The sequence below is a fragment of the Gordonia sp. Z-3 genome (genome assembly GCF_036233855.1).
Classification (GTDB): domain Bacteria; phylum Actinomycetota; class Actinomycetes; order Mycobacteriales; family Mycobacteriaceae; genus Gordonia; species Gordonia tangerina.
In genome coordinates this window covers 1-21,585 of record NZ_JAZARS010000034.1, presented here as the reverse complement: position 1 = coordinate 21,585, position 21,585 = coordinate 1, and the positions used below count along the sequence as shown (strand labels likewise).

General features: G+C 66.8%; 25 protein-coding genes and 1 pseudogene. 10 read left to right on the top strand and 16 right to left on the bottom strand.

Annotated elements, in window-relative coordinates; genetic code table 11:
• Window positions 1-374: 374 nt before the first annotated feature.
• From VX037_RS23405 to VX037_RS23395, 3 genes and pseudogenes are all read left to right on the top strand, one after another.
• A complete protein-coding gene (locus VX037_RS23405) occupies window positions 375-557 on the top strand; it encodes a hypothetical protein (protein ID WP_235723276.1) in 183 nt (60 codons plus the stop codon).
• Window positions 558-1,089: 532 nt separating this feature from the next.
• Window positions 1,090-1,209: pseudogene (locus VX037_RS23400) on the top strand (hypothetical protein); the annotation flags it as partial.
• 97 nt (window positions 1,210-1,306) lie between these two features.
• Entirely contained in the window at window positions 1,307-1,579 is a 273-nt protein-coding gene (locus VX037_RS23395) for a hypothetical protein (protein WP_235723275.1), read from the top strand.
• Window positions 1,580-2,245: 666 nt separating this feature from the next.
• Here VX037_RS23395 and VX037_RS23390 read toward each other — a convergent pair.
• A complete protein-coding gene (locus VX037_RS23390; RefSeq protein ID WP_328716074.1) occupies window positions 2,246-2,917 on the bottom strand; it encodes a hypothetical protein in 672 nt (223 codons plus the stop codon).
• Between the two features lie 417 nt (window positions 2,918-3,334).
• Between VX037_RS23390 and VX037_RS23385 the strand changes: the two genes are divergently transcribed.
• Window positions 3,335-4,876: an LGFP repeat-containing protein gene (locus VX037_RS23385; RefSeq protein ID WP_287014788.1), complete on the top strand. Its 1,542-nt coding sequence runs from the start codon at window positions 3,335-3,337 to the stop codon at window positions 4,874-4,876.
• 42 nt (window positions 4,877-4,918) lie between these two features.
• Here VX037_RS23385 and VX037_RS23380 read toward each other — a convergent pair whose 3' ends face one another.
• The 4 genes from VX037_RS23380 to VX037_RS23365 are packed head-to-tail and all read right to left on the bottom strand — an operon-like array spanning window position 4,919 to window position 6,465.
• Window positions 4,919-5,437: a hypothetical protein gene (locus tag VX037_RS23380; protein ID WP_328716073.1), complete on the bottom strand. Its 519-nt coding sequence runs from the start codon at window positions 5,435-5,437 to the stop codon at window positions 4,919-4,921.
• Window positions 5,438-5,471: 34 nt separating this feature from the next.
• Window positions 5,472-6,050, bottom strand: a complete 579-nt coding sequence (locus tag VX037_RS23375) for a helix-turn-helix transcriptional regulator (RefSeq protein WP_235723269.1) — start codon at window positions 6,048-6,050, stop codon at window positions 5,472-5,474.
• Entirely contained in the window at window positions 6,047-6,325 is a 279-nt protein-coding gene (locus tag VX037_RS23370; protein ID WP_235723268.1) for a DUF7446 family protein, read from the bottom strand. Before VX037_RS23370 ends, VX037_RS23375 begins: the two co-directional genes overlap by 4 nt.
• Before the next feature lie 32 nt (window positions 6,326-6,357).
• Window positions 6,358-6,465 carry a DNA cytosine methyltransferase gene (locus VX037_RS23365; RefSeq protein ID WP_235723267.1) on the bottom strand — a complete coding sequence of 36 codons (108 nt, stop codon included), beginning with the start codon at window positions 6,463-6,465 and terminating at the stop codon, window positions 6,358-6,360.
• 399 nt (window positions 6,466-6,864) lie between these two features.
• Here VX037_RS23365 and VX037_RS23360 point away from each other — a divergent pair, with 399 nt between their 5' ends.
• Window positions 6,865-7,041 (top strand): hypothetical protein, encoded by a 177-nt coding sequence (locus VX037_RS23360; protein ID WP_328716071.1) that lies wholly within the window; start codon window positions 6,865-6,867, stop codon window positions 7,039-7,041.
• A gap of 131 nt (window positions 7,042-7,172) precedes the next feature.
• Here the strand turns inward: VX037_RS23360 and VX037_RS23355 are convergent, their stop codons facing one another.
• Together VX037_RS23355 and pheA are read right to left on the bottom strand one after the other, a co-directional pair.
• On the bottom strand, window positions 7,173-7,847 hold the full coding sequence (locus tag VX037_RS23355) for a histidine phosphatase family protein (protein WP_235725724.1): 675 nt from the start codon (window positions 7,845-7,847) through the stop codon (window positions 7,173-7,175).
• Window positions 7,847-8,797, bottom strand: a complete 951-nt coding sequence (gene pheA / locus VX037_RS23350) for a prephenate dehydratase (RefSeq protein ID WP_235725722.1) — start codon at window positions 8,795-8,797, stop codon at window positions 7,847-7,849. Before pheA ends, VX037_RS23355 begins: the two co-directional genes overlap by 1 nt.
• 141 nt (window positions 8,798-8,938) lie before the next feature.
• On the opposite strand from pheA, the gene VX037_RS23345 reads away from it, so the two are divergent.
• Together VX037_RS23345 and VX037_RS23340 are read left to right on the top strand one after the other, a co-directional pair.
• A complete protein-coding gene (locus tag VX037_RS23345; RefSeq protein WP_235725717.1) occupies window positions 8,939-9,694 on the top strand; it encodes a DUF2470 domain-containing protein in 756 nt (251 codons plus the stop codon).
• A gap of 33 nt (window positions 9,695-9,727) precedes the next feature.
• Window positions 9,728-10,534 (top strand): CPBP family intramembrane glutamic endopeptidase, encoded by an 807-nt coding sequence (locus VX037_RS23340; protein ID WP_235725715.1) that lies wholly within the window; start codon window positions 9,728-9,730, stop codon window positions 10,532-10,534.
• 10 nt (window positions 10,535-10,544) lie between these two features.
• On the opposite strand, the gene VX037_RS23335 is transcribed toward VX037_RS23340, so the two are convergent.
• Window positions 10,545-11,228 (bottom strand): DUF4873 domain-containing protein, encoded by a 684-nt coding sequence (locus tag VX037_RS23335; protein WP_235725713.1) that lies wholly within the window; start codon window positions 11,226-11,228, stop codon window positions 10,545-10,547.
• The gene (locus VX037_RS23330) at window positions 11,225-12,139 is read right to left on the bottom strand and encodes an AurF N-oxygenase family protein (RefSeq protein WP_328716069.1); all 915 of its coding nucleotides are present in this window, start codon (window positions 12,137-12,139) and stop codon (window positions 11,225-11,227) included. The genes VX037_RS23335 and VX037_RS23330 overlap by 4 nt, the downstream gene beginning before the upstream one ends.
• Before the next feature lie 164 nt (window positions 12,140-12,303).
• On the opposite strand from VX037_RS23330, the gene VX037_RS23325 reads away from it, so the two are divergent.
• Window positions 12,304-13,776, top strand: a complete 1,473-nt coding sequence (locus VX037_RS23325) for an LCP family protein (RefSeq protein WP_308203688.1) — start codon at window positions 12,304-12,306, stop codon at window positions 13,774-13,776.
• A gap of 90 nt (window positions 13,777-13,866) precedes the next feature.
• The gene (locus VX037_RS23320; RefSeq protein ID WP_235725707.1) at window positions 13,867-14,412 is read left to right on the top strand and encodes a ferritin; all 546 of its coding nucleotides are present in this window, start codon (window positions 13,867-13,869) and stop codon (window positions 14,410-14,412) included.
• 13 nt (window positions 14,413-14,425) lie between these two features.
• Here the strand turns inward: VX037_RS23320 and VX037_RS23315 are convergent, their stop codons facing one another.
• From VX037_RS23315 to VX037_RS23295, 5 genes are all read right to left on the bottom strand, one after another.
• A complete protein-coding gene (locus VX037_RS23315) occupies window positions 14,426-15,346 on the bottom strand; it encodes a DUF5926 family protein (protein ID WP_328716068.1) in 921 nt (306 codons plus the stop codon).
• A gap of 63 nt (window positions 15,347-15,409) precedes the next feature.
• Complete coding sequence (locus VX037_RS23310) at window positions 15,410-16,201, bottom strand: glycerophosphodiester phosphodiesterase (protein WP_235725705.1); 792 nt, start codon at window positions 16,199-16,201, stop codon at window positions 15,410-15,412.
• The gene (locus VX037_RS23305) at window positions 16,198-17,157 is read right to left on the bottom strand and encodes a DUF4328 domain-containing protein (RefSeq protein ID WP_287014781.1); all 960 of its coding nucleotides are present in this window, start codon (window positions 17,155-17,157) and stop codon (window positions 16,198-16,200) included. The genes VX037_RS23310 and VX037_RS23305 overlap by 4 nt, the downstream gene beginning before the upstream one ends.
• An 83-nt stretch (window positions 17,158-17,240) precedes the next feature.
• Window positions 17,241-17,576, bottom strand: a complete 336-nt coding sequence (locus VX037_RS23300) for a rhodanese-like domain-containing protein (protein ID WP_235725737.1) — start codon at window positions 17,574-17,576, stop codon at window positions 17,241-17,243.
• 442 nt (window positions 17,577-18,018) lie between these two features.
• On the bottom strand, window positions 18,019-18,867 hold the full coding sequence (locus VX037_RS23295) for a S49 family peptidase (RefSeq protein ID WP_235725703.1): 849 nt from the start codon (window positions 18,865-18,867) through the stop codon (window positions 18,019-18,021).
• Window positions 18,868-18,920: 53 nt separating this feature from the next.
• Here VX037_RS23295 and VX037_RS23290 point away from each other — a divergent pair, with 53 nt between their 5' ends.
• Window positions 18,921-19,673 carry a VOC family protein gene (locus VX037_RS23290; RefSeq protein WP_235725702.1) on the top strand — a complete coding sequence of 251 codons (753 nt, stop codon included), beginning with the start codon at window positions 18,921-18,923 and terminating at the stop codon, window positions 19,671-19,673.
• Window positions 19,674-19,680: 7 nt separating this feature from the next.
• On the opposite strand, the gene VX037_RS23285 is transcribed toward VX037_RS23290, so the two are convergent.
• Both VX037_RS23285 and msrA read right to left on the bottom strand, forming a co-directional pair.
• Complete coding sequence (locus VX037_RS23285; RefSeq protein WP_235725700.1) at window positions 19,681-20,751, bottom strand: winged helix DNA-binding domain-containing protein; 1,071 nt, start codon at window positions 20,749-20,751, stop codon at window positions 19,681-19,683.
• A 4-nt stretch (window positions 20,752-20,755) separates the two neighbouring features.
• Window positions 20,756-21,472, bottom strand: a complete 717-nt coding sequence (gene msrA, locus VX037_RS23280; protein ID WP_235725698.1) for a peptide-methionine (S)-S-oxide reductase MsrA — start codon at window positions 21,470-21,472, stop codon at window positions 20,756-20,758.
• Window positions 21,473-21,585 lie beyond the last annotated feature (113 nt).

The window sequence follows — 21,585 nt, the reverse complement described above, 5'->3', positions numbered from 1 at the left end:
GGTCGACTACGAGAACGCCGCACTGACCGAGCCCGAAGCCGCATAGAGGAGTCCTCCACGATTCCGGGGGAACCACACCGCACGAGTGTGGAACCTGAATCTGCATGTGGTGCCGACCGAATTAGACCTGCTCATCCTGCTCATTGCTGCCGGGCGACTTCGACCCGGCCGCACCCACCCGGGCAGGTGCGCGGGGCGGTGATCACTGAACCGACCCCGCCGCCCGCGCGCATGCCCGCTTCGGACCGGCGAACCTGAGTAGTTGGCCGTGTCGTATCTGACATCGACGATGTCGGTGGAATGTCTTACCGTGGAACGTGGTTATGCGCCGTGGCAGGGGGATTTATCTGCCAGCATCATCACGGGGGACACACATGAGCACACCATCACAGGAGTCGGCGTCAGAAGTTGCGCCGGTCACCGTTCTCAGCAGCACCGACGATGAGGTGCCGTCGGCATTGGTGACCGCACCGCGCAGCGAACTGGTGATCTCGGCATTGCTGCTTATCACGACTGCCGCTATGTTGGTTGCCCTGTTCACCAGTGCTGGGTGGTGACCACGGGGCAGGCATACCCCGCAACAGGGCGGTCTCGGATCTGGTGCTTGAGGTCGTTGATCTGGCGGGTCATCTGCCAGGCTTGACGTAGAGCATCCGGGAGAGAGGCCCGCGACACCAGTGATGTGTGCGTTCATCGCCGAGCATCGCGCTCGGTTCGGGGTTTCTCAGATCTGCCGTGCACTCACGAGGTGACATGCATGCACCTTGCATCTCAACCCCGCTCATGCCGATTCGGCCCTCTACGAGCGTTGCACGACAGGTCGTTTCGCTTCCATGAGGATACGATTTGCCTCCATCTGGCCTGCCCACTTGCTAACCTGACAAAGTCTCACGTTGGGGCGTCGCACGCCAAGACATTCGGGGTGCTCGCGGGGCGATCTCCCCCCCCATTGACCGCGCGAGCCACCGTCGTGGCGTGTGGCGAGAGACAGCTGTGGGCATCGTGCACAGCAAGGGCCGCGGCCCCCATCTGCGCACGATGCCCCGCAGTTCTCAAACACAAACTCGGGCCAACTGGGTCAGCGCCCAGACTCCACCAACCGATCCGAAGGGTACCGGTCAAACCAAGTCGGCCCCACGCTGGAAGCCAGCGCTCAACGCCCTGGCCATCACGTTCGCTGACCGGATGCCAGCAGCCGAAGATCGCTGATCGAAAGGAAATTCGAATACACGCCCACTTACACCGAATATCGGACAGTCCCGCTTCGCGGGGACAGGGAGTGGTGTGGTCGGCGATACTCACCGATGTGGTTGGGCAGATGGAGTGGTGGCGCGAGCGCGGGGTGATGGTTGCGTTCGCGTTGCGGTGGGCGCCGTTCGGCGGGGGCAGTAGCGAGGACATCTGGCTGGCCTTCGGCATCAGCGAACACGTCTACTTCGCCCGCCTGCAGGTGGTGCTCCGTGGTGGCCCACCCGTGGGGGTCGACGATGTCACGTGGGATCGCCTGCGTGGTGTGTGTACCCGCCGACTGGCGGCCGATGCCGGTCCGAGCTCACCGTCAGCAGAGGGTCGGGCATGAGGGCAGGCGGCACAACATCGGTTCGGAGGCGACCGTAGAGCATTCGGTCATCGCCGGAAACATCGATGCCGGAGGCTTTGTCTGCGATGCGGGGCAGTGTTGAGGATGGTGAGTGGTGATGGGAGGGTTATCGGTCGTGCCTTCGGTGTGTGGCGTGTAGCTGGCGGTGTGCGGTAGCGAGTTGGTGTCGTAGGCGGGCATTTTCGGCTGCCAGGTTCGGGTTCCTGTGGTGGTTTGTGCCGTTCGGTCGTCGAGCGGCGGTGTCGGGGTGGGGTTCGGTCTCGGCGGTGGGGGTTGGTGATCGGTCGGTGGTGGTTGAGGCTTTGATGCGGGCGAGGATGTCAGGTTGGGTGTAGATCCACGATCGCGCGACGGCGGCGGTACGGGCGAGTTCTGAGACTGTGATGGGGCCGGGGTGTGTGTCGAGGGCGGCGAGGGCGCGGTTGCGGGTGTGTTCGTGGCGGCGGCGGGCGGCAGCGCGTAGGTGGGCGCTGTTATCGGCGTGCATGGGCGTTCACGTCACGATGGCGTGGGGTGTGGGTGTTGGTTGGGCTATAGCTGCCGGGATGCCCGATGATCTGACGTGTCACCCCTCACCTCCTGGTCGAACATGTATTCGCACGATAGGGGGTGGGGGTGACAGTCGGACGCGGCCAGCGGCTGGGGTCATCGGGCGGGTGTTCGCGCTGACCGTCCGATGCCGGTGGCGGTGCGCAGCTGGTCGGGGTCATACCCGTTGGCGGCGTTCATGTCGCAGCGTACGGTGCCGTAGCCCTCGGGCAGGCCGTGGCCGTAGCCCTGGCCGTTGGTGTACTGGTGGGCGATCATCTGCGCTGCCAGGTCTCCGGTGCCGGGCGGGAACACCGGCGCCGACCCGTAGGAGGGGACGACGAACCCGATCGGTGGACGGTGGGGCCAGATGTGGGCGTCGTGGGGGTTGAGGTAGCCGATCACCCGGCGCGGTCGGCCGTGGATGTGCGGGCCGCGCCAGTCGCCGATCGCCCAGACGAGCCGGTTGATCGCGTCGCTGTTGTCGTCGGTGATCTGTCCGCCCCACGATTCCACGTCGACCATCGACACGACATCGGGGCGGTTCTCGCCCTGCAGGTCGAGGTGGGTAGCCAACACATCGCGCCAGTTGCGCCGGTACACGCAATACACGATCAGTCCCCGCAACCGTCCGGAATCGAGCCACGACCGCGCCATATCCCAATTATGTGTGAAATTGCGGTCGCGATATGTGCCGTCGTTCGATCGAATTGACAACCATGTGTAGGGATAGCTGTCATCGAGTACCGGTTGCCATTCGGAAATATCGGCAAACAATGTATCTGCCATGTGGTTAATTCTCCTTTTCTGGTGATTGAGCGAATTTCTGTATTCACGGTTCCACGGTGGTTGACAGTGTCGCCGCGACGGTGGCGTGCTGGTGCCAGCCGGGCTGCGTTAGTGGCGGTAAAGGCTTGCTGTGCAACCTGATCGTAGAGGTACCGGGCCGGTCTGACAGGTGGGCGCCGACGGCGGTTCCGGTGGTGGGGAAATGGGTGATTTATCTGCGGTGTTGTGTTGAGGACAGGTGTCCACGACGCATTCATCGGGACGGTCGACGAGTATTTCTGTCGAATGAGGTGGTGACCTGGAGGTTCTCTAACTTGTCAGTGTGGGGTGCCAGTCTGTCGTTAGCTCGTCACCGTCATCGAGCAACTCGCCGCCACTAGAAGGCGACGATTTCAACAATCGCAAGGAGTAGTGATTATGCAGGACAAGACCACGTCTGAGGTTGCAGCCGCGGCTGCGGCCACCACCGTCGACGAGGGCAACGCGCCAGCCGTGCAGGACTTCGCGGCCACCGCAGCGGCTACCGCGGCAGTGGCGGCCGGCTGCCAGATCTACCCGCCCACCTCGTTCCAGGTGTGCGGTGCGATCCGCGACAAGTACAACCAGATGGGCGGACCGACGAGTTTTCTGCTGTTTCCCAAGAGCAATGAGCTGACCAACCCGGGCAACACCGGCAAGCGTTCGGAGTTCATCGGCGGCAACATCTACTGGTCGGCGGCCACCGGCGCGCACCCGGTCGCCCACGAGTTCTTGTTCAAGTGGGGCGATCACGGCTATGAGACCGGGTTCCTCAAATACCCGAAGACCGACGAGATCGTGCTGTCTGACGGCATCAGCCGCCGCCAGCAGTTCCAGGGCGGCCACATCTACTGGTCGCCGGCTACCGGAGCGCACTCGATCCAGGGCGCCATCTACGACAAGTGGACAGCCCTCGGCGCCGAGACCGGGGTGCTGAAGTTCCCGACCTCGGACGAGGTCGTCGCGCCCGACGGCACGGGCCGCTTCACCACCTTCCAGGGCGGAGCCATCTATTGGCACCCCACCACCGGGGCGCACCCGGTGTACGGGCCGCTGCACATGTTCTGGGGTCTCTCGGGCTATGAAGCCGGACCGTACGGTTACCCGACAGGTGACCCGGTCTACACCGGCGATAACGTCTCGCAGACATTCCAACGAGGAACGATCCAACTGTGGGACGGCCAGCTCGGCGGCGTTCACCAGGTCGACGAGTCCGATGAGTTGACCCTCGATGACACCTGGATTTTCCCGGAGTATCCCGCGTGGCCGCCCACGCCAGACACCTTCGCGGACTGGAACACCGTCGATGATCCCGACGGCTCTCTGGCTGAGCAGAATCGCCAGGAAGCGGTCATGGTCGACAACGCCCTGGCCACCTTGGGGGGTTATGAAGTTACCCGGTACCTGTGGAAGCACATGTACGAAGACCCGGGCATCGCCGTCACACTGGCACCGAGCACCATCGACGAGTGGATGGAAGAGTCGTTCACCGGGATCGACGGTTTCACTGCACCCGCGCTGGTGCGGTCTGCCAATCGTGACCGGACTGTCGCCACCGCCATCGAATATGCCGATCGGCTCAACAAGCCCTTCAAAGCGACCTTCATCGCGATCGACAAGGATGATGAGGGAGTTGAGCGCAAGCGCTGGATTCTGACCCGAGGGCTGTCGGGCAGTGATCAGTGGTACGCGGCCGGCAGGTACTCGATGTCGGCGTGCACATCGGTCATCGCACGGCCGGGTCCGGCGGGCCAGCATCCGATCAAGCTGGTGCAGCAGGCACACACCTACGATGTCTACGATTTCGACCCCGAGTACACCAACTCGCTTCCGGTCGATTTCGCCACGGAGATCGCGTTGCGCGGGTTCCGGCTCGGCATCAACAAGTGGTTCCAGGTCTTCGGACATGGCAGTCAGATCGCGTGGGAAGGCCTGCGCTAGCAAGCCAGTAGCCGAGTCGCCGGTTGCGCACCGGTGGCTCGGCTACGTCCCGCTGTAGACCACGAACACCTGTGTATGTGACGGGGTGGAGTTCAGGACAATTGCCTGTTCAGCCTGGGTCAGAGATTGGTCGGGATTGCGGGCACTCTGGGACCGGCTGATCCGCGCGCCACCGCCGGCGGGGCAAGCCAAACCGAGCTCGGTGAGATCGTCGCCGGCCCACGGTGAGGGAATAGACGCGCACGGCAGATCCTCGAACTGCGACAGCCCGCTAGTGAAGTCCGCTGCTTGCAACGTCCGGAACTGATCGGTAGGCCCGTCGTACCGGATGGCGAACGCTGAGGAGCCGACCGAAGCCACCGGCCAGACATATCCTTGGGCGAACTCGAAGCCGTCGGGGACGTGCATACCTCGTCGTTCGATGCGTTCGGCAGCGCCGTTCGCGTCGATGCTCTTGCGGTACGGCGTTTCTTGAAACCCACATGCTGCTACAAGGGTTCCGGCAACCACAGTACAAATGAGGAACATCAGGGCCGAACGAGTTCGACGGTAGAGGCGCAATCTCTCTCCTGAGTAGGTAGCGAATCGGCGGGTGTCAGCGGGGTAGGTGGTCGGGGTTGGTGTGCAGCCACAGTGTCCAGGCGGCGGTGGTGGTTGTGGTGAGCCACAGTAGTGCGATGTCGTCGGTGGCGAACCAGTGGCCGCCGCGTAGGGCGTGGGCGGTGGCTGGGGTGGCCGGCAGGTGGCGCAATAGGTGGGCGAGGTCGTCGACGGCGGTCAGTTCGTGGTCGGTGAGGTCGTAGATGTCGGTGTGCAGGGTGCGCAGTCTGGTGCGTAGGAAGTCCGGTGCGCGGCCGAGGTGTTCGCCGAGGATGGTCCAGAACTCGTCTTTGGGTGAGCGCAGCGGCAGGTAGGTCAGCAGGCGGCCGAGTTGATAGAGCGCGGCTGCGGCGTCGGGGTCGCTGCGGAGTCGTCCCTGGTGCACCGAGGTGGGGTCGACGTCGTCGATGCCGTGGTGGGCCAGTGCGGTGACCAGGCTGGTGGCGGTGGCCGGTTTGGGGGCGTTACCGCCCTCGATCGAGGCGACGGTCATGCGGTGCACGCCGGCGGCGGTGGCCAGTTGTTGTTGGGTGAGGCCAGCCTCGGTGCGGGCGTGCTCGAGGTAGGTAATCACCGGTCGCTGTGCTCGCCGTCGATAGGCTCACCGTCGCGGGGGTCGGCGGCCGGTAGCGGGGTGACGTCAATGCTCCAGCCGGTGCCGTCCGGGCCACAGAGCACCATGCCCTCGGGATAGGTATCGAGGATGTACTGGGCGGCTGCGGCGATCGCGGAGTGGGTGACATCGCGTTTACCGGCGAGGAAGGCATTGCCGGCGGCGTTGAGTGTGCCGGCGTAGATCTTCTGCGAGAGCGGTTGATAGCTGACAGCGACCTGGCGGGACGTACTCACGGTGCTGGTCCTTTCCGGGGTGGTGGGGTGGATTATGCCGCCACCGTGGTGGGGCTGGTGGACAGGCTGGCGGCGACGCGGTGGCCGAGGAAGGTGGCGACCGGTACGGCTACGGCGTTGCCGATCTGGCGTTTGACCACTTTGGCTTGGGTGGTGGCGGGGTCGCGCTAGGACACGGCCCACCATTGCGTGACACCGTCTGCGCGGCATCCTCGGCCACCTCCCGATCAGCGTGGGCAGACATCGCATCGATCGGCCGCGCGGTGTCAATCGTGTAGGTGCCCACCATCTCCGGGTCGCCGCTGGACACCTTCGTGCGGTCGTAGTGACACCGCATCTTCCACGGCCGCCGTACACCCATCGCCGCCACCCTTCGCTGTCGTCATCGGAGTCGATCACCGAGCATGCTACCTAGCATTTGTGATAGATGCTAGGTATCATTACGTGTGAAAGATGGTCGATGGCAGAATGGAGTGCGGGATGACCAGCACTGCGACAGAGGACCCGCTAGCGCCTCGCGACTACTCGACCAGCCGTTGGTGGCCCTCGACCAGCGGTTGGCGACCCTCGACCAGCGGTTGGCGGCCCTCGACCAGCCGTTGGTGGCCCTCGACCAGCGGTTGGCGACCCTCGACCAGCGGTTGGCGACCCTCGACCAGCGGTTGGCGGCCATCGACCAGCGGTTGGCGACCCTCGGCCAGCGGTTGGTCGAGTAGTCGCCAGCGGTTGGCGGCCCTCGACCAGCGGTTGGTGGCCCGCCGACGCCCATAGTCGGTGGTCGAGTAGGCACCGAGCCCCTGGGCGAGGCGCCGTATCGAGACCAGTCCCGCCGGACCAACGACGAGAACTACCCCATCGGATCGGCGGACGGCTCGGTCACCAGCGGTTCGTCGATGCGCGGACCGAACGGGCCGGCCACCGCACCCCACCGGTGCAGGCGCCACAATCCGTCGACGAACTCGAGTTCGATGGAACCGGTGTTGCGCAGGTGTGTCTCTGCGGCGAAGCCGGGGTCGACACCGGCCAGGCGGGCCGCGATCAACCGGATCGCCGCGCCGTGACTGACCACCACGACATCGCGTTGATCAGCCCCCTCGAGATGCCCCGCGCGCAGGTCGTCGATGACCGGTAGGTAGCGGTCATAGACCATGGCCAGTGACTCGCCGCCGGGCAGCCGCGCTTCGAGATCCCCCCGATGCCACCGTTCGACGACGTCCTTGAACACGCCGTGGGCGTCGTCGTCGGAACGGTCCTCCAGGTCACCCACCTGGACTTCGTGGATGCCCTCGGCGACGTCGGGGTCCACCTCCCACACCGATCCGATCAGCTCTGCGGTCTGCTGCGCACGCCTGGCCACCGAACTCACCAACACCACGTCACTCGATCGCGGATTCTCCAGCGCATAGCGAACCCCTTGGCGCACACCGAAATCGGTCAGCGCGGCGCCGGGCAGGGCGGTGTCGAGGCGCCGCATGACGTTGGAGGTGGTCTCACCATGACGAACCAGATACAGCCGCGCCACTAGCGCACCTCCCCGCTGCGCAGACTCTCGAACCAGGCGACGCTGTCGGCGGTGTCGGGCGGCGGGGACCCCGTGGCGCGATCACAGGGCCACGAGCCCAGGAACACCACCCGCTCACAACGGCGGTACAACGCGCGCAACGCCTCCCCGACCGCGTCGTCGTCGATATGACCGACGGCGTCGAGGTAGAAGCGGTAGGAACCCGGCACGTCGCGCCGCGGACGGGATTCGATTCGCGTCAGATCGATTTCACGCGAGGCGAATTCGTCCATCGCAGTCATCAGGCTGCCCGGCACGTTCGGGAGGTCGAGGATCACCGACGTCCGGTCGGAGCCGGTCGCCGCGGGCGGCGCGGCCGGTGCGCCGATCAGCAGGAACCGGGTGTAGGCGTCGTCGGCGTCGGCCACCGCGTCGGCGAGGACCACCAGGCCCGACAACTCCGCCGCCAGCGAGGTGGTGACGGCCACGTCCGCCTTGCCGTCCGCAACGTCGGCGGCAGCACCCGAATTCGACGACGCGGTGACGAATTGCGCCTGCGGATAAAGCTTCTCGATGGATTCGCGCACCTGCGCCGCGGCCACCGGATAGGCCGCCACCGTGCGCACCTGTGACGGTTCCAATGGCGATCGCGCGCCGATCGTGAACGCGACGTCGAGCACGACCTCGGCGAACACTTGCACCCGCCCGGCGGTACCCGGCCCCGGCGGGACGAGCGCGTCGGCGGTGGCCGGGACCGCACCCTCCACGGAACTCTCGATCGGGACACAGCCGAAATCGGCCGCCCCGGCGCGCACCATCTCGATGGTGGCGGCCGGGCTCTTGGCGGCGATCTTCTCCACGTCACCCGTCGGGCGGGGGGCGCTTTGCCGCGGCAGCCGGGTGGTCAGCAGCCGGTCGAGGGCGATCTCGGTGAAGGTCCCCGAGGGACCGAAGTAGGCGAACACGGACACGACAAGAGCCTAGTCGAGCCGACGCAACCGCCGATCGACGTTCTCGGACCCGTCATCGAAAGGATTGACGAACACCGGATAGGTATTTAGGTTAGGGTTGCCTTAATAAGGACTAACCCGCCGATCGAAAGCGAGGAGCGCATGACTCGGGCACTCACCGACCGTCCGTCGGACGCCGAACTGATCCAGACCGCATGCCGCCAGGTCAGCGTCGCCACCCTCGCTGTCGAGGGCGCCGAGCCGACTCCGGTGAACGTGGTGCATCTGTTCGAGTCGCAGGCATTCGTCCTGGTCCCCACCGACGGCGACGCGGTGACATTGGCCGGTGACTGCCCCGACGGGATCGCCGCCATGGTCGAGGTCACCGATTGCGCCCCGATCGATCTGCGCGAACGGGTTCGGTCATTGGTCTGGCTCAACGGCACCCTGCATGCCGTCCCCACGAATCTGGAACGCGATCTGGCCGTGGAGATCGCCACCGAACACCCCGACGACGGGCTACTCGACCTGGGCCACGGCAGTTCGATGCTGCGGCTGCAGATCGACAGCGCCGTCATCGCCACCTCCGCGGGTGCGGCCTCGGTCCCGTCTGCCGAGCTCGCGGGTGCGACCCCGGACCCGTTCTGGGAGTACGAGGGCGACTGGATCGCACATCTGGATTCCGATCACGCCGACCTGGTCGGACAGCTTGTGCGGCGCCTGCCGCGAGACATGCGCGACGGCCGCGTTCGGCCACTCGGACTGGACCGGTTCGGTATCCGCTTCCGGATCGAGGGACGCGGCGGGGATTCCGACGTGCGACTGCCGTTCACGCGACCGGTCTCCGATGTCCACGAACTCTCCCAGGCGTTGCGCACGCTCGCGGGTTGCCCCTTCCTGAACAGCCTGCCGGACTGAGACCGGAGGCGCCCGGCCCGTACGCTGGCCATCATGCGCGCCACGCTGAGATCGGTTGTGCACCCCGCGCGTCCGGCCGGGATCGCCGTCGTCACCGACCCCGTCGAACGCCGCGCACTCATCCTCGAGCTGGTCATCGTCGGCGCCCTCACCTTTGCGTTCTCCGCGATCTCGGCGGCCCTGTCGTTGGTGGAGGCACAGCTGGCCGGCGGCATCGGCAACACGACAGTCGCGCTGAATCCGTCACGTTCGGACCTGGGGTGGATCGACTTCGCCCGTCAGCTGATGAGCGCCCTGCGACTGTTCGCGATCGGCGGGCTGGGAGTGTACCTGCTGTGGCGCAGTGGATTTCTGCGGCTCGCCGGCCTCGACCGAGGGCCAACGCGACGCGACCTGCCCGCCGGCGTCGGACTCGCCGCAGTGGTGGGGCTGCCGGGCCTGGCGCTCGTGGCCATCGCTCGTGCGCTGGGCGTCAACGCACACCTGGTCCCCAGCGAGGTCGACGGGGTGTGGTGGCGCTGGCCGATCCTGATCCTGCTCGCGGTGGGCAACGCCGCCGCCGAGGAGATCATCGTGGTGGCCTACTTCATCACCCGGCTACGGCAACTCGGTGCATCCGAGAATGCCTCTCTCGCCGCGAGTTCGGTGCTACGCGGCGGCTACCACCTGTACCAGGGTGTCGGCGCGGGACTCGGCAACGTGGTGATGGGACTGGTGTTCGGGCGGTTCTTCCAGGTCACCTCGCGGGTGTGGCCGCTCGTCGTGGCGCATGCAGTGATGGACATCGTCGCTTTCGTCGGTTATGCGCTGCTGCACGACCATCTGAGCTGGGTCGGCTGACCGATCGCTCTCACACCACCAGCGCGTCGAGAGCGTACGGCGGCGCGCCCACTCCCACGATCCGAACCGTACCGGCGGGGGTGACCTCGGCCAGCCGGGCACCCACCGGCTCGCCGCCGTCCATCGCGACGGCCACCGTGGTGACCCGGTTGTTCTTCCACCGTCGGACTTCGTCACCGAAAACCACGCCCGCCCAGTGGTATCGCCCGTCGAGTGGGTCGAGATGACCCGTCACCCGCACTCGCGCCGACAGCTCGTCGCCATCGACCGACAGCACCGCCATGCCGTCGACGACGTCGTCCTCGATGGATTCGACACCCACCCAGTCGTAGTCGTCGGGACGGAACCGACGCAGCCGCGACCTGCGACGCCGGGGCGTCCCGATGGCCGCCCACTCGTTCTCGATGGGCTTGCGCACGGTGAGCGAGTGCGCACCGACGACGGCGAGGTGCTCGAGCATCGACGCCACATAGTCAACAGCCCGTGGGTCATCGAGAAACACCTCACCGTCGCGATCCGCCGACATGAGATCGAGGTAGCTCCCCGCGGGCGCACTGCGCTCGTGCACCGCCACCCCGGCCCTCAGGGCATCGGAGACGATGTTGATCCGCACCGCCGAACGTCGGATGCGCGCTCGAAGGCGTTGCGCCGGCAGTCCGGTGCCGGTGACCGCCACCGTCGGATGGCTGCTCATGGCAGGAATCCGCCGCGCCGCCACCCGTATCGCGACAGCCGGCTCATCAGTCCGGCGTCCTCGAGAAACGCCGCGAGCGAGGCAAAGCCACGTATCTGCACCTCGTGAAAGTGCGGGTTGGCGCGCGCGACCCGCGCGGCGGCCCGGCCGTCGAGGCCGGCGCGGGTGTACATCGCCGGATTGGTGAACAGCCGCCGGAACAGCACCCCCGCCAGCGCATGTCCGTTGGCGGCCACGACCGTCTCCCACCGGCCGCGAGTGGGTGTGCGGCGCATGATGCCGTCCCGGGCGAAACCGATGTGCCTCGCTTCCTCGGCGACGTGGATCTGCATCAGCCGTGCCACGAGCGGCTGCAACTCTGGATCGTCGAGCATCTCGCGCTGCAGGGCGTCGAAGATCTCCTCCCCGACGAGGGCGGCCACCCACAGCAGGCTGCCGCGCAGCGCGGAGGGCAGCATCGTCATCACCGCCCGCTCCCACCACCGCATCCGGAACGGCCGGGCGCCCGACCATTCGATCGCCCGACCGAACATGACCATGTGCCGGCACTCGTCACCCATCTCGGTCAGCGCGTAATGCGTGGTGGCCGACGCCGGGTCCGCGGCCATCAGGCGATCGAGCAGCGTGCGGTTGAGCAGGTTCTCGAACCAGATGCCGACCGACAGGATGTTGGCCAGCTCCTGTCGGGACACCTCGATCCGCCGCTCCTCCGACAGTCCGGCCCACAGGTCGGTCCCGGCCAGCGTCAGCACCCGCGGCGGGAGGAAGTAGCGATCGGATTCGGGTTCGCGATCCCAGTCCAGTTCGACGACCGGCTCATACGACCGCTTCACCGACCCGTTGATCAGGCGTTGGGCAATTGCCACCCGCGCTGCGCCATCATGCCGCCTCACCTGCGATGTCGCTGGCATCGGACACCTCCTGGACCCCATCGTCTGTGATCTCCGACACTAGATCCGGGGTGACTATGTGTCAATAGTGAATGTCACAGTGCTTGATGGATTGATTGTGTGTCCGCTCCACTCGGTCGCGCAGCGCGCCGGAACGCGAGGCGTCGATGCGTACATTGGATGAGATGAATGAGCCCGACCAGCCGATGATGCGACGGCGCGACGTCCCTGCAGGACCCGCCCCGCGCGCCGGCGACCGCGCTCGCAGACCCGTCCCATCTCCCCCGCGACATGCTTCCCCGCCGCCACCTTCCGCATCTCCCCCTCAGGGTTCGCCGCGTCGTCCACCGCCGCCCCATCCGGACGCCGGCCGGACCCGTCAGGCGCCCGGACCGCGTCGCAATCCGGTTCCCCCCAACCCGCCGGAGGCCACCGCGCACCTGCGCGACCGACGTGCCGACGATGCGCACTACCGACCCCCGCTGGCCTGGTCGGATGCGCCGGGTTCGGCGTCACCCGGCAACCGGCAGAGTTACGCGCCCACGCAGCGGCCCGAGCCCGTCCCCGCGGCAGAACGCATGCGACGACCGGTGCCCGCGCGTGCCGGGTCGTCGGCGCGCCACGGCGGTGATGGCGGCGGACCCCGACGACCCGGCGGCCGCTCCGGAACCGCCGCACCGAAGCCGCGCCGCCGTCGGCGACGACGACTGCGCGTCGGCCGACTGCTCCTGGTGGCACTGTTGGTGCTGGTGGTCGCGTCGGTGGGTCTGGTCTTCTACTACGACAGCAAACTGCATCGCACCGATGCGCTGACGGCCTACGCCGGGCGCCCGGCCGACACCCCCGGCACCAATTGGTTGATCGTCGGCACCGATTCGCGAGCCGACCTCAGCGACGCCGAGCGCGCCGAGTTGTCCACCGGTGACAGCGACGGTTCCCGCACCGACACCATCATGATGGTGTACAAGCCGCCGAGCGGTGATGCGATGCTGATCAGCATCCCGCGTGATCTGTACGTGCCGATCCCCGGACAGGGCTCGCACAAGATCAACGCCGCGTTCAATTTCGGCGGACCACAGTTGCTGGTACAGACCGTCGAACAGCTGACCGGTGCGCGCATCGATCACTACGCCGAGATCGGTTTCGGCGGATTCGACCAGGTGGTCGACGCGGTGGGTGGGGTCAACATCTGCCTCGATCAGACACTCAACGACCCCAAAGCGGGTTTGAACCTGCCCGCCGGTTGCCAGGATCTCAACGGTCAGCAGGCACTCGGCCTGGTCCGGACCCGCGCCTTCCCCAACGCCGACCTCGAGCGCATCGAGAATCAGCGTAAATTCCTCAGCGCCCTGATGGCGAAGGCCACCAGCCCCTCGGTCCTGCTGAATCCCTTCCGGCTCATCCCCTTCGTCAACTCCGCGGTCGATGCGGTGACCGTGGACGACGGCGATCATCTGTGGAATCTGGCCGGACTGGCCTGGTCGCTGCGCGGCGACCCGATCACCACCACCACTCCGACCGGTGGCAGTGAGTACACCTCCGACGGCGATTCGCTCGCCGTCGGCGACAACACCGAACAGTTCTTCACCTACATCCGCAAGGGCGCCGCGGTGCCCGAAGACCTGCTCTCCACCCAAGCCGGTGTCATCGGCGGCTGACGCCGGCCGGTGGTGAAATGTGGTGAGGCTCAACTCAGTTAGCCTGCGCTGAGCCGATCCCCGGATTTCGTGGCGCCTACTCTGGACGCCATGACATCGAGCACCGACGACACCGTCTTCCGGAAACTGCTGCACGAGCAGATCGGCAACGAGTTCGCCGCCGCACAGCAATACATCGCGGTCGCGGTCTACTACGACAGCAACGACATGCCGCAACTGGCCAAGCACTTCTACGCTCAGGCCGTGGAGGAACGCAACCACGCGATGATGATCGTGCAGTACTTCCTCGACCGCGACGTCGATGTGGAGATCCCCGGCGCACCGGCCCCACGGACCACCTTCGCCGACTACCGCGAACCCATCGAACTCGCACTGGCACAGGAGAAGTCGGTCACCGAACAGATCGTCGACCTGGCCCGTGCCGCGCGCGACTGCGGCGACTATCTCGGCGAGCAGTTCATGCAGTGGTTCCTGGCCGAGCAGGTCGAGGAGGTCGCCACGATGACGACCCTGCAGACCATCGCCGATCGTGCGCAGGGCAACCTGTTCGATCTGGAGAACTTCGTGCAGCGCGAGATCAACGGGAACGCACCGTCGTCGGCGACACCGCCGCCGGCCGCCGGCGGGAACCTCTGATCCCCCGGAGATCTCAGCGCAGGGTGACCTGACGGCCGCGAATGCCGTCGCGCGAGCGCACCTCTGCGGTGGTCAGGTCGCCTTCGACCGCCAGTGCCTCGGTGAGCCATTCGTCGAACTGATCGAGCGCCGGCGCCCATTCCTCGTGATGGAGTTCGTTGTCGAGGTCGAATACCGGCACCAGTAGCCCGTGGGTGCGGAACGAACCGGCGAACCGCGACCCCTCGCCCAGGGTGAGCCGACCAGCGGCGTGCAACCGGGCGAGCGCGTTCATCACCTCGTCCTCCGGTTCGGGGCGCACCCAACGCAGGTGGGCGCGCTCGCCGGCGTCGACCCACCAGGGTGCGCCGATCCCACTCTTGGCGGACAGCCGCGCGCTGGGCATGATGGAATCCTTGGCCTGCTCGAGCATGTCGGCGAATTCGGCCGGGACGTCGGTACCCGGCGGGAACCACCACCCGAAGTCGTCGTGCACGACGATGTCGAGCTGGGTCTGCGGCGCGAGGACATCGGTCAGTGCCGGCGGCTCGTCGGAGGGCACGAAGTCGGTGTCCGGGGCGGCCTGCGTCGACCACACGAGCGCGTCGGCGATCTCCCGGTTGACGTCGTCGGGGTCCACCTCGGTCTGCAGCGCGACCACACCCTGCGGCCCATCGTCGGTGTTGCGGACGATCGCGCGCACCGCACCGGGCAGGATGCTGGCCAACAGCACGCTGCGATCGGTCCCCTGGGTCAGTGCTTCGGACCCGAGTTCCACTGTGGCCGAGGCGACGAAGGCACGCATCGCCACCAGGTCGCATTCGGCGGCGAGTCCGGCGAATGGCCGCGGCGGCGGCGCCATCGCGGCCCGCTGACGCTCCTTGCGGGCGGCGACCCGCTCGGCGCGATTACTTCCCGGCCGCGGACCACTGCCGCGTTTGCTCTTCTTCGCCATGCGTCCACCCTCTCACGGGGTGGGCGCGCGGTGAGCGCGGGCTGGGCGGTGGGCGGTGGGCGGTCAGTCGACGGTGACGAGCCAGTCGCGCACCTTGGCCGGTTTGTTGGTGGCGACCCACCGCACACCGAGGTCGGCACACATCTGCACATCCGGCTGCTCGTCGACGGTCCAGCAGTAGGTGACCCGTCCGGCGGCCGCGGCACGATCGACGAGGTCCGGATTCATCCGCAACGTCTCCACCGAGGGGCCGATGCCGGTGGCACCCACCGCGGTCGCCGCGCTCCCACCGAGCATCCGAGCGGTGTCGCCGAGCAGAATCGTCGGCAGCATCGGCGCATGCCGACGGATTCGCCAGACCCCGGCTGATGAGAACGAGATGACCACGGCGCGACTGTGATCGGCCGACGGCGGAGTGGCGACACCGAACTCGTGCAACATCGCGAGGAGCTTTTGTTCGACGAGGCTGCCGTAGCGCACCGGGTGTTTGGTCTCGATGAACAGCCGGACCGGCCGGCGCCAGTCGAGGGTGAGGGTGATCAGCTCCCGCAGCGTCAGCACGGACGCCGGTTCTGCGGCCGGGTGCCAACTGCCGAAGTCGAGTTCGCGCAGTTGGGCCAGCGACATCTCGCTGACCGCGCCCACCCCGTCGGAGGTTCGGTCGACGGTTCGGTCGTGCACGCAGACGAGTTCGTGGTCGCTGGTGAGCCGGACGTCGCACTCGAGGCCGTCGGCGCCCTCCGCGAGAGCGCGTTCATAGGCGGCCAGGGTGTGCTCGGGCAGATCCGCCGAGGCTCCGCGATGGGCGACGACGGCCGGCTTCCCCGACCGGGACACCTGCTCGGCGCCCGTCATGCGGCCATCACCCATCGGCGCGCCGGAACCGGGTCCTGCTGTGAGGTGGCAAAAGTGACCTCGAGCCGGTCGGCCAGCCATCGCGCGAAGACCGCCGAACATGCGGCGGACACAGTGACCGCCACCAAGCCGTTGGCACCGGTCTGGATCGATCCCGACCAGGTCGCGACCACCCGAGTCACGATCGCGGCCACCGCCAGTGCGTTCACGATCGCCCAGGCGACCCACATGCGGGTCAGGCGGCGTCGGGTGCGGTCGCCGTCGAGGTCGGTCCGGACGTGGGCGGCCTCGTGCAGCAGCACGGCCACACCCAGCACGTTCACCAGCGGCACCACCGCCAGGAGCACGATCTGCCACCGTGGCCGTGGATCGCGACGATCAACGCAGCGGTAGGCCTCGGTACGCATGGCCATCACCCATCGCGCGAAGACGACGGTCGTGTACACGAAGCAGCCGAGTGCGAGCAGGCCACCGAAGATGACCAGGGTGGAGGTGACCAGATCCGTCCACGCCGGGACCGGCGTGGACCGGTTGATGATCAGCAAGACGTAACGCAGCAGGTGCGCGACTGCGGCCAGCCCGAGCGCGGCAGCCAGGACGTACAGCGCACGGGTCAGGGCATCGGACAGTGCGCCACCACGCGAGGCGGCAGCCCGCCCGCCGGTCGCGTTGCCCAGGCCCCCGTCTGTGAGTCCCCCGTCCTTGAGTCCCCCGTCCTTGAGTCCCCATTGCGGGATGTAGACGTAGCGCGGGATGTAGCGGGGCCGCGCGACGAATTCCGGTCGTCGAATCGTCGGAATCGCCTCGGGTGGACGTCGGGCCACCCACCGGACGTGTCGGCTCCGGTAGAGCCGGCCACTGCGCGGACCGCTCACCGGCGCCGGCCGTGACGGCGGTGCTGCCGGGGCTGGTGGTGCCGCCTGCCGCGGAGGCCCGAGCAGATCCGAGTCGAGCACACGGAGCGGACCACCACATCGGGGGCAGCGCTCGCGTCCGGGGCGGTGGGGCGCCTGGATGCGGCACCGCGGGCAGAGGTCGATCATTGCGAGCCGGCACTCCCGGTCTCGACGGGCTTGCCGTTCTCGACCCACGCGAGCATGCCGCCGCGGACACAGCTGCCCTCGTAGCCCATCTGGCCCAGGTACTGCAGCACACGCATCGACCGCCCGCTGGAGTGACACACGACGAGCAACTCGGCGTCGAGGTCGATCTCACCCAGTCGCGCGGGAACGTCACCGAGGGGGATGTGCAGCGCTCCCCGGACATGCCCGGACGCCCACTCGTCGGGCTCGCGCACGTCGAGCAGCACGCGGTCGGTGTCGTCGGTGAAATCGTTCGGGAGCTCGGTCACCGCCACCTGTCGGATGTCGCCCATACTCACGGAACCATGGTGGCACAGCCGTCCGGTCGCGGGCGCGGATCATGCCCGGAACGCCTGTGCACAACTTCGACGCGCATGACTCGGATTGACACGGGCCGGACGCCGCACAACGGACTATGACGACCTGCATATATCTATCCACATGCCGCTTTGCCAAACCGATCGGAAGTGTGCATCGGCGACCATCAACCTGTGGATGAGACTGTGGAAATTGTGGAGAAACCCGGCCCGACCTCCGCCTCCGCTGTGACCGCTTTCACATGTGGTGTGATAGTCGTCACTGAAATGGTTGCTCAGTGTTACACACTCTTCACCAAAGTGCAGAGCTGGGTCACACCCGAAGAATCTTCCCCAACGTGCGCCATCCTGTGGATAACTTGGGGAGAACGGCGCACAACTGCTCAACGAGGCGGCCGAACCGGCCTTTCTGCGCAAGTCAGCGGAGTTCGGTTCTGATGGGCCGATCGAGCACTTCGAGGGCACCGGTCACCGCGTTCTGTACAACGTTCTGCACGCTCACCTGCCCGCCGAGGAGCCGCGCGAGCAGCGGCTTGGGTGCGTCGATCACAGTGATCTCCGCATCCGGGTAGCGCTCGGCGATCACCGACCGCATGACGCCGATCGCGTCGACCAAGCCCACTTCGACCGCGCGGCCACCCACCCACAGGTCACCACTGAACAACTCCGCGTCGGGCGCGTTCAGCTTCTTGCCCCTCCGCTGCCGCACCCAGCTGATGAACGCCTCGTGCAACTCGCCCTGCAGACCGCGCAGCCACTCGACGTCCTCGGGCCGCTCCGGCGAGAAGGTGTCGAGGCGGGCCTTGTTGTCACCCGCCGTGTAGAGCCGACGTTGGACACCGAACCGGGAGAGCACATCGGACAGGCCGAAACCCGAGGAGACCACCCCTATCGACCCGATCATGGAGGTGTGAGCGGCAAAGATCTCGTCGGCGGCGCAGGCGATCCAGTATCCGCCCGACGCCGCGACGTCCTCGCAGAAGGCGAGTACCGGCACGCCCTTCTCCGCCGACAGTTGCCGGATGCGTTCGGCGATGTACTCCGACTGCGCGGGCGATCCGCCGGGTGAGTTGATCACGATGACGACAGCCTTGACGTGCTCGGTGCCGAACGCCCGCTTGAGGATGGGCTCGACGCCGTCGGTGCTGATCCCGTGACGTCCCACGCCGGTCGGCCCGATCGGGCCGTCGAGCCGGACGACGGCAACCCGGTCCGCGCGAGAACGCGCCACACGCTTGGCGATCGATCTGAAGGGTCCACCGGTCATGCGGCCGAGTGTAATGCGCGGCCCCGCGCGCTCGACGGCCCTAGACTTTCGGCGTGCGAATCCGATGGCTTACGGCGTTCTTGGATTTCCCGTCCGACCAGTTCGGCGCCGAGGTGACGTTTTGGCGGGCGATCGCCGGCAGTACCGTGTCACCGCCTCGGGGCGAGCACCGCGAGTTCGCTTCGCTCGAACCGTTCAACGGGGATCCGCATCTGCGGGTCCAGCGCATCGACGAGGGGCCGGGCGGCATTCACCTCGACCTGCACGTCGACGATCTGGGCGCGGCAACCGATGAAGCGATCCGGCTGGGCGCCAACATCCTTCGCAGCAGCCTCGACACCGGGTGGGTGTCGCTGACGTCACCGGCCGGATTTGTCTTCTGCCTGGTCGCCTGGCAGGGGGAATCAGTACGTTCGCGACCCATCCGGTGGCCCGGCGACACGATCAGCATCATCGATCAGGTATGCATCGACGTGCCGCACGGCGCGTGGGACCGCGAAATCGAGTTCTGGTCTGCGATCACCGGCCGTCCGACGACGCCCACCAGCCGCCCCGAGCTGGTACGCCTGTCCCGCGACCCCGCCCTCGCGATCGGAATCCTGTTGCAACGCAACGGTCCCGACGATCCCTCCCAGACCGCGTCGGGCCATCTGGACCTGGCAGCCAATGCCGTCGAGGACGAGGTGGCGCGACATGAGGACTGGGGCGCCGAGGTCGTCGAACGCCTCGAGCAGTGGACAGTGATGCGCGACCCCGTGGGCCGCCGATACTGCATCACCAACCGCAACCCACGCACCGGGGACTGATCCGGCCTCAACCGTTTCCGTCGAGGAATTGTTGCAGCAGTTGAACTTCGGTTTCCAGATCGTCACGCTGCGATGACGACAGCTCGATCATCACCTCCAGGTGGACGCGCCCGTCGGCGATGCGCCAGGACCCGGCCAGCCATCCGTCGACCAGCACGAACCCTGGCGATCGTCCGTTGGGAGTGCGCAGCCGGCCGAATCGCTCCTTCTCAGCGATCCGCCGCCGGTCGGCCTGCGCGACAAGCACATTGTCATACGGCGCCAGCAGCCTGATCGGCGCCGGCCGATCGGCGTCGACGATGTCGAGACCCTCCAGGTCGAACAACCGCTCACCGTCGGGCCCGATGCGCTCCACGAGTTCCCAATCGGCCTCCATCTCCTCGACCAACGGCGTGAGCCTGGTCAACCCACACCAGCTCTGGATGCCCGCAACGGTGGCCGGGCCGAAACCGCGCAGATATAACCGGATCAGATCACGGCGCGCCTCATCGCCGGCAACCGCCGGCTCCCCCGAGCCGACCCAGTCGTCGAACAGCCGATACGTCGGTGCGGCCGACCCCCGCCACAACCCACGCGGTGGTACCTGGACCAGCGGAAGGGCGCACCGCGCCACCGCAACGAGAGTCGACGCCGGCGCGTCGGGATGACGTTCCTGCAGCGCACGGCCGAGTTCGGTACCCGACAACGACCCGCCCGCCAGCAACTCGGCGGCATCGGTCACGACATCCGCGGGCCGCACCCCGTTCAGCTTGCGCGCATGTATGGCCAGTTCCGCGTCGAGCGCCGGCTGCGCGAGCGGTCGTACCCAACGGGCGTCCTCGGCATCCATCAGGAAGACCGTGGACCGCAACATCGCCATCCGAACGACTTCGCGGTCGGTGAGCAGATCGTCGAGTTCGGACGGGTCGAAATCGGCGATGCGCGAGGCCAGTCCGAAGAACGGCGCACGCGGGTCCTGCGCCTGCAGGCCCACGCACCGGTCGAGCACCTCGATGGCGTCCTCGGCGACTCGCTCCAGCAGGTGCTGGCGATGCAGCAGCGTCCGGTTCCATTGACCGGTGGTGATCTTCTCGGCCACCTGCTCAGGCGGCGGGATAACGCAGGCCGGTGGCGGCGTGGCAGCGGTAGCCGTGCGGGTTCTTCGCGAGGTACTGCTGGTGGTAGTCCTCGGCGTAGTAGAAGCGGCCGTCCCCGGCGTCGGCGAGCGGGCTGATCTCGGTGGCGATGGGCCCGAGCCCCGCCTGCCTCAGCACGGTCTCGAACTTCTCCGCGCTCTGCGCGGCGAGCCGAGCGTCGGCGTCGGTCAGGGTGTAGATCGCCGACCGGTACTGCGTCCCCACATCGTTGCCCTGCCGCATCTCCTGGGTGGGATCGTGGCTCTCCCAGAAGACCTTCAGGACGCCTTCGAGGTCGATCACCTCGGGATCGAACACCACGAGCACCGATTCGGTGTGTCCGGTGCGTGCGCTACATACCTCGTTGTAGGTCGGATTCGGCGTGTACCCGCCTGCGTAGCCGACGGCAGTGGTGTACACGCCGGGCAGCTGCCAATAGATCTCTTCGATCCCCCAGAAACACCCACCGGCCAGAATCACCGCCGACAGACCTCGGCCGAAGTCCCCGATGCCGAGATCGCCGTCGGGGAATTCCGGGTCGATCGCACCCCGGAGCGGGTGGTGCAGGAGCAGATGCTCATCGGCGACCGGGATTCCCTCGGCGCGACCCGGCAGCGCCCGTTCGGGCGAGATCATTTCCCGTTTGTGTGATCGCGAGGAAAGAAGCTGGTCAAGCCATGACATGCGTCCGATCCTACGCGTCGCCGGCGCCGCCACGGGCGTAGTGCCTCACGTCAAACTGCCCGCGAAATCCGACTCATGCCTCAGATAGGAATGCCCGCGAAAGCTGTCAGCCG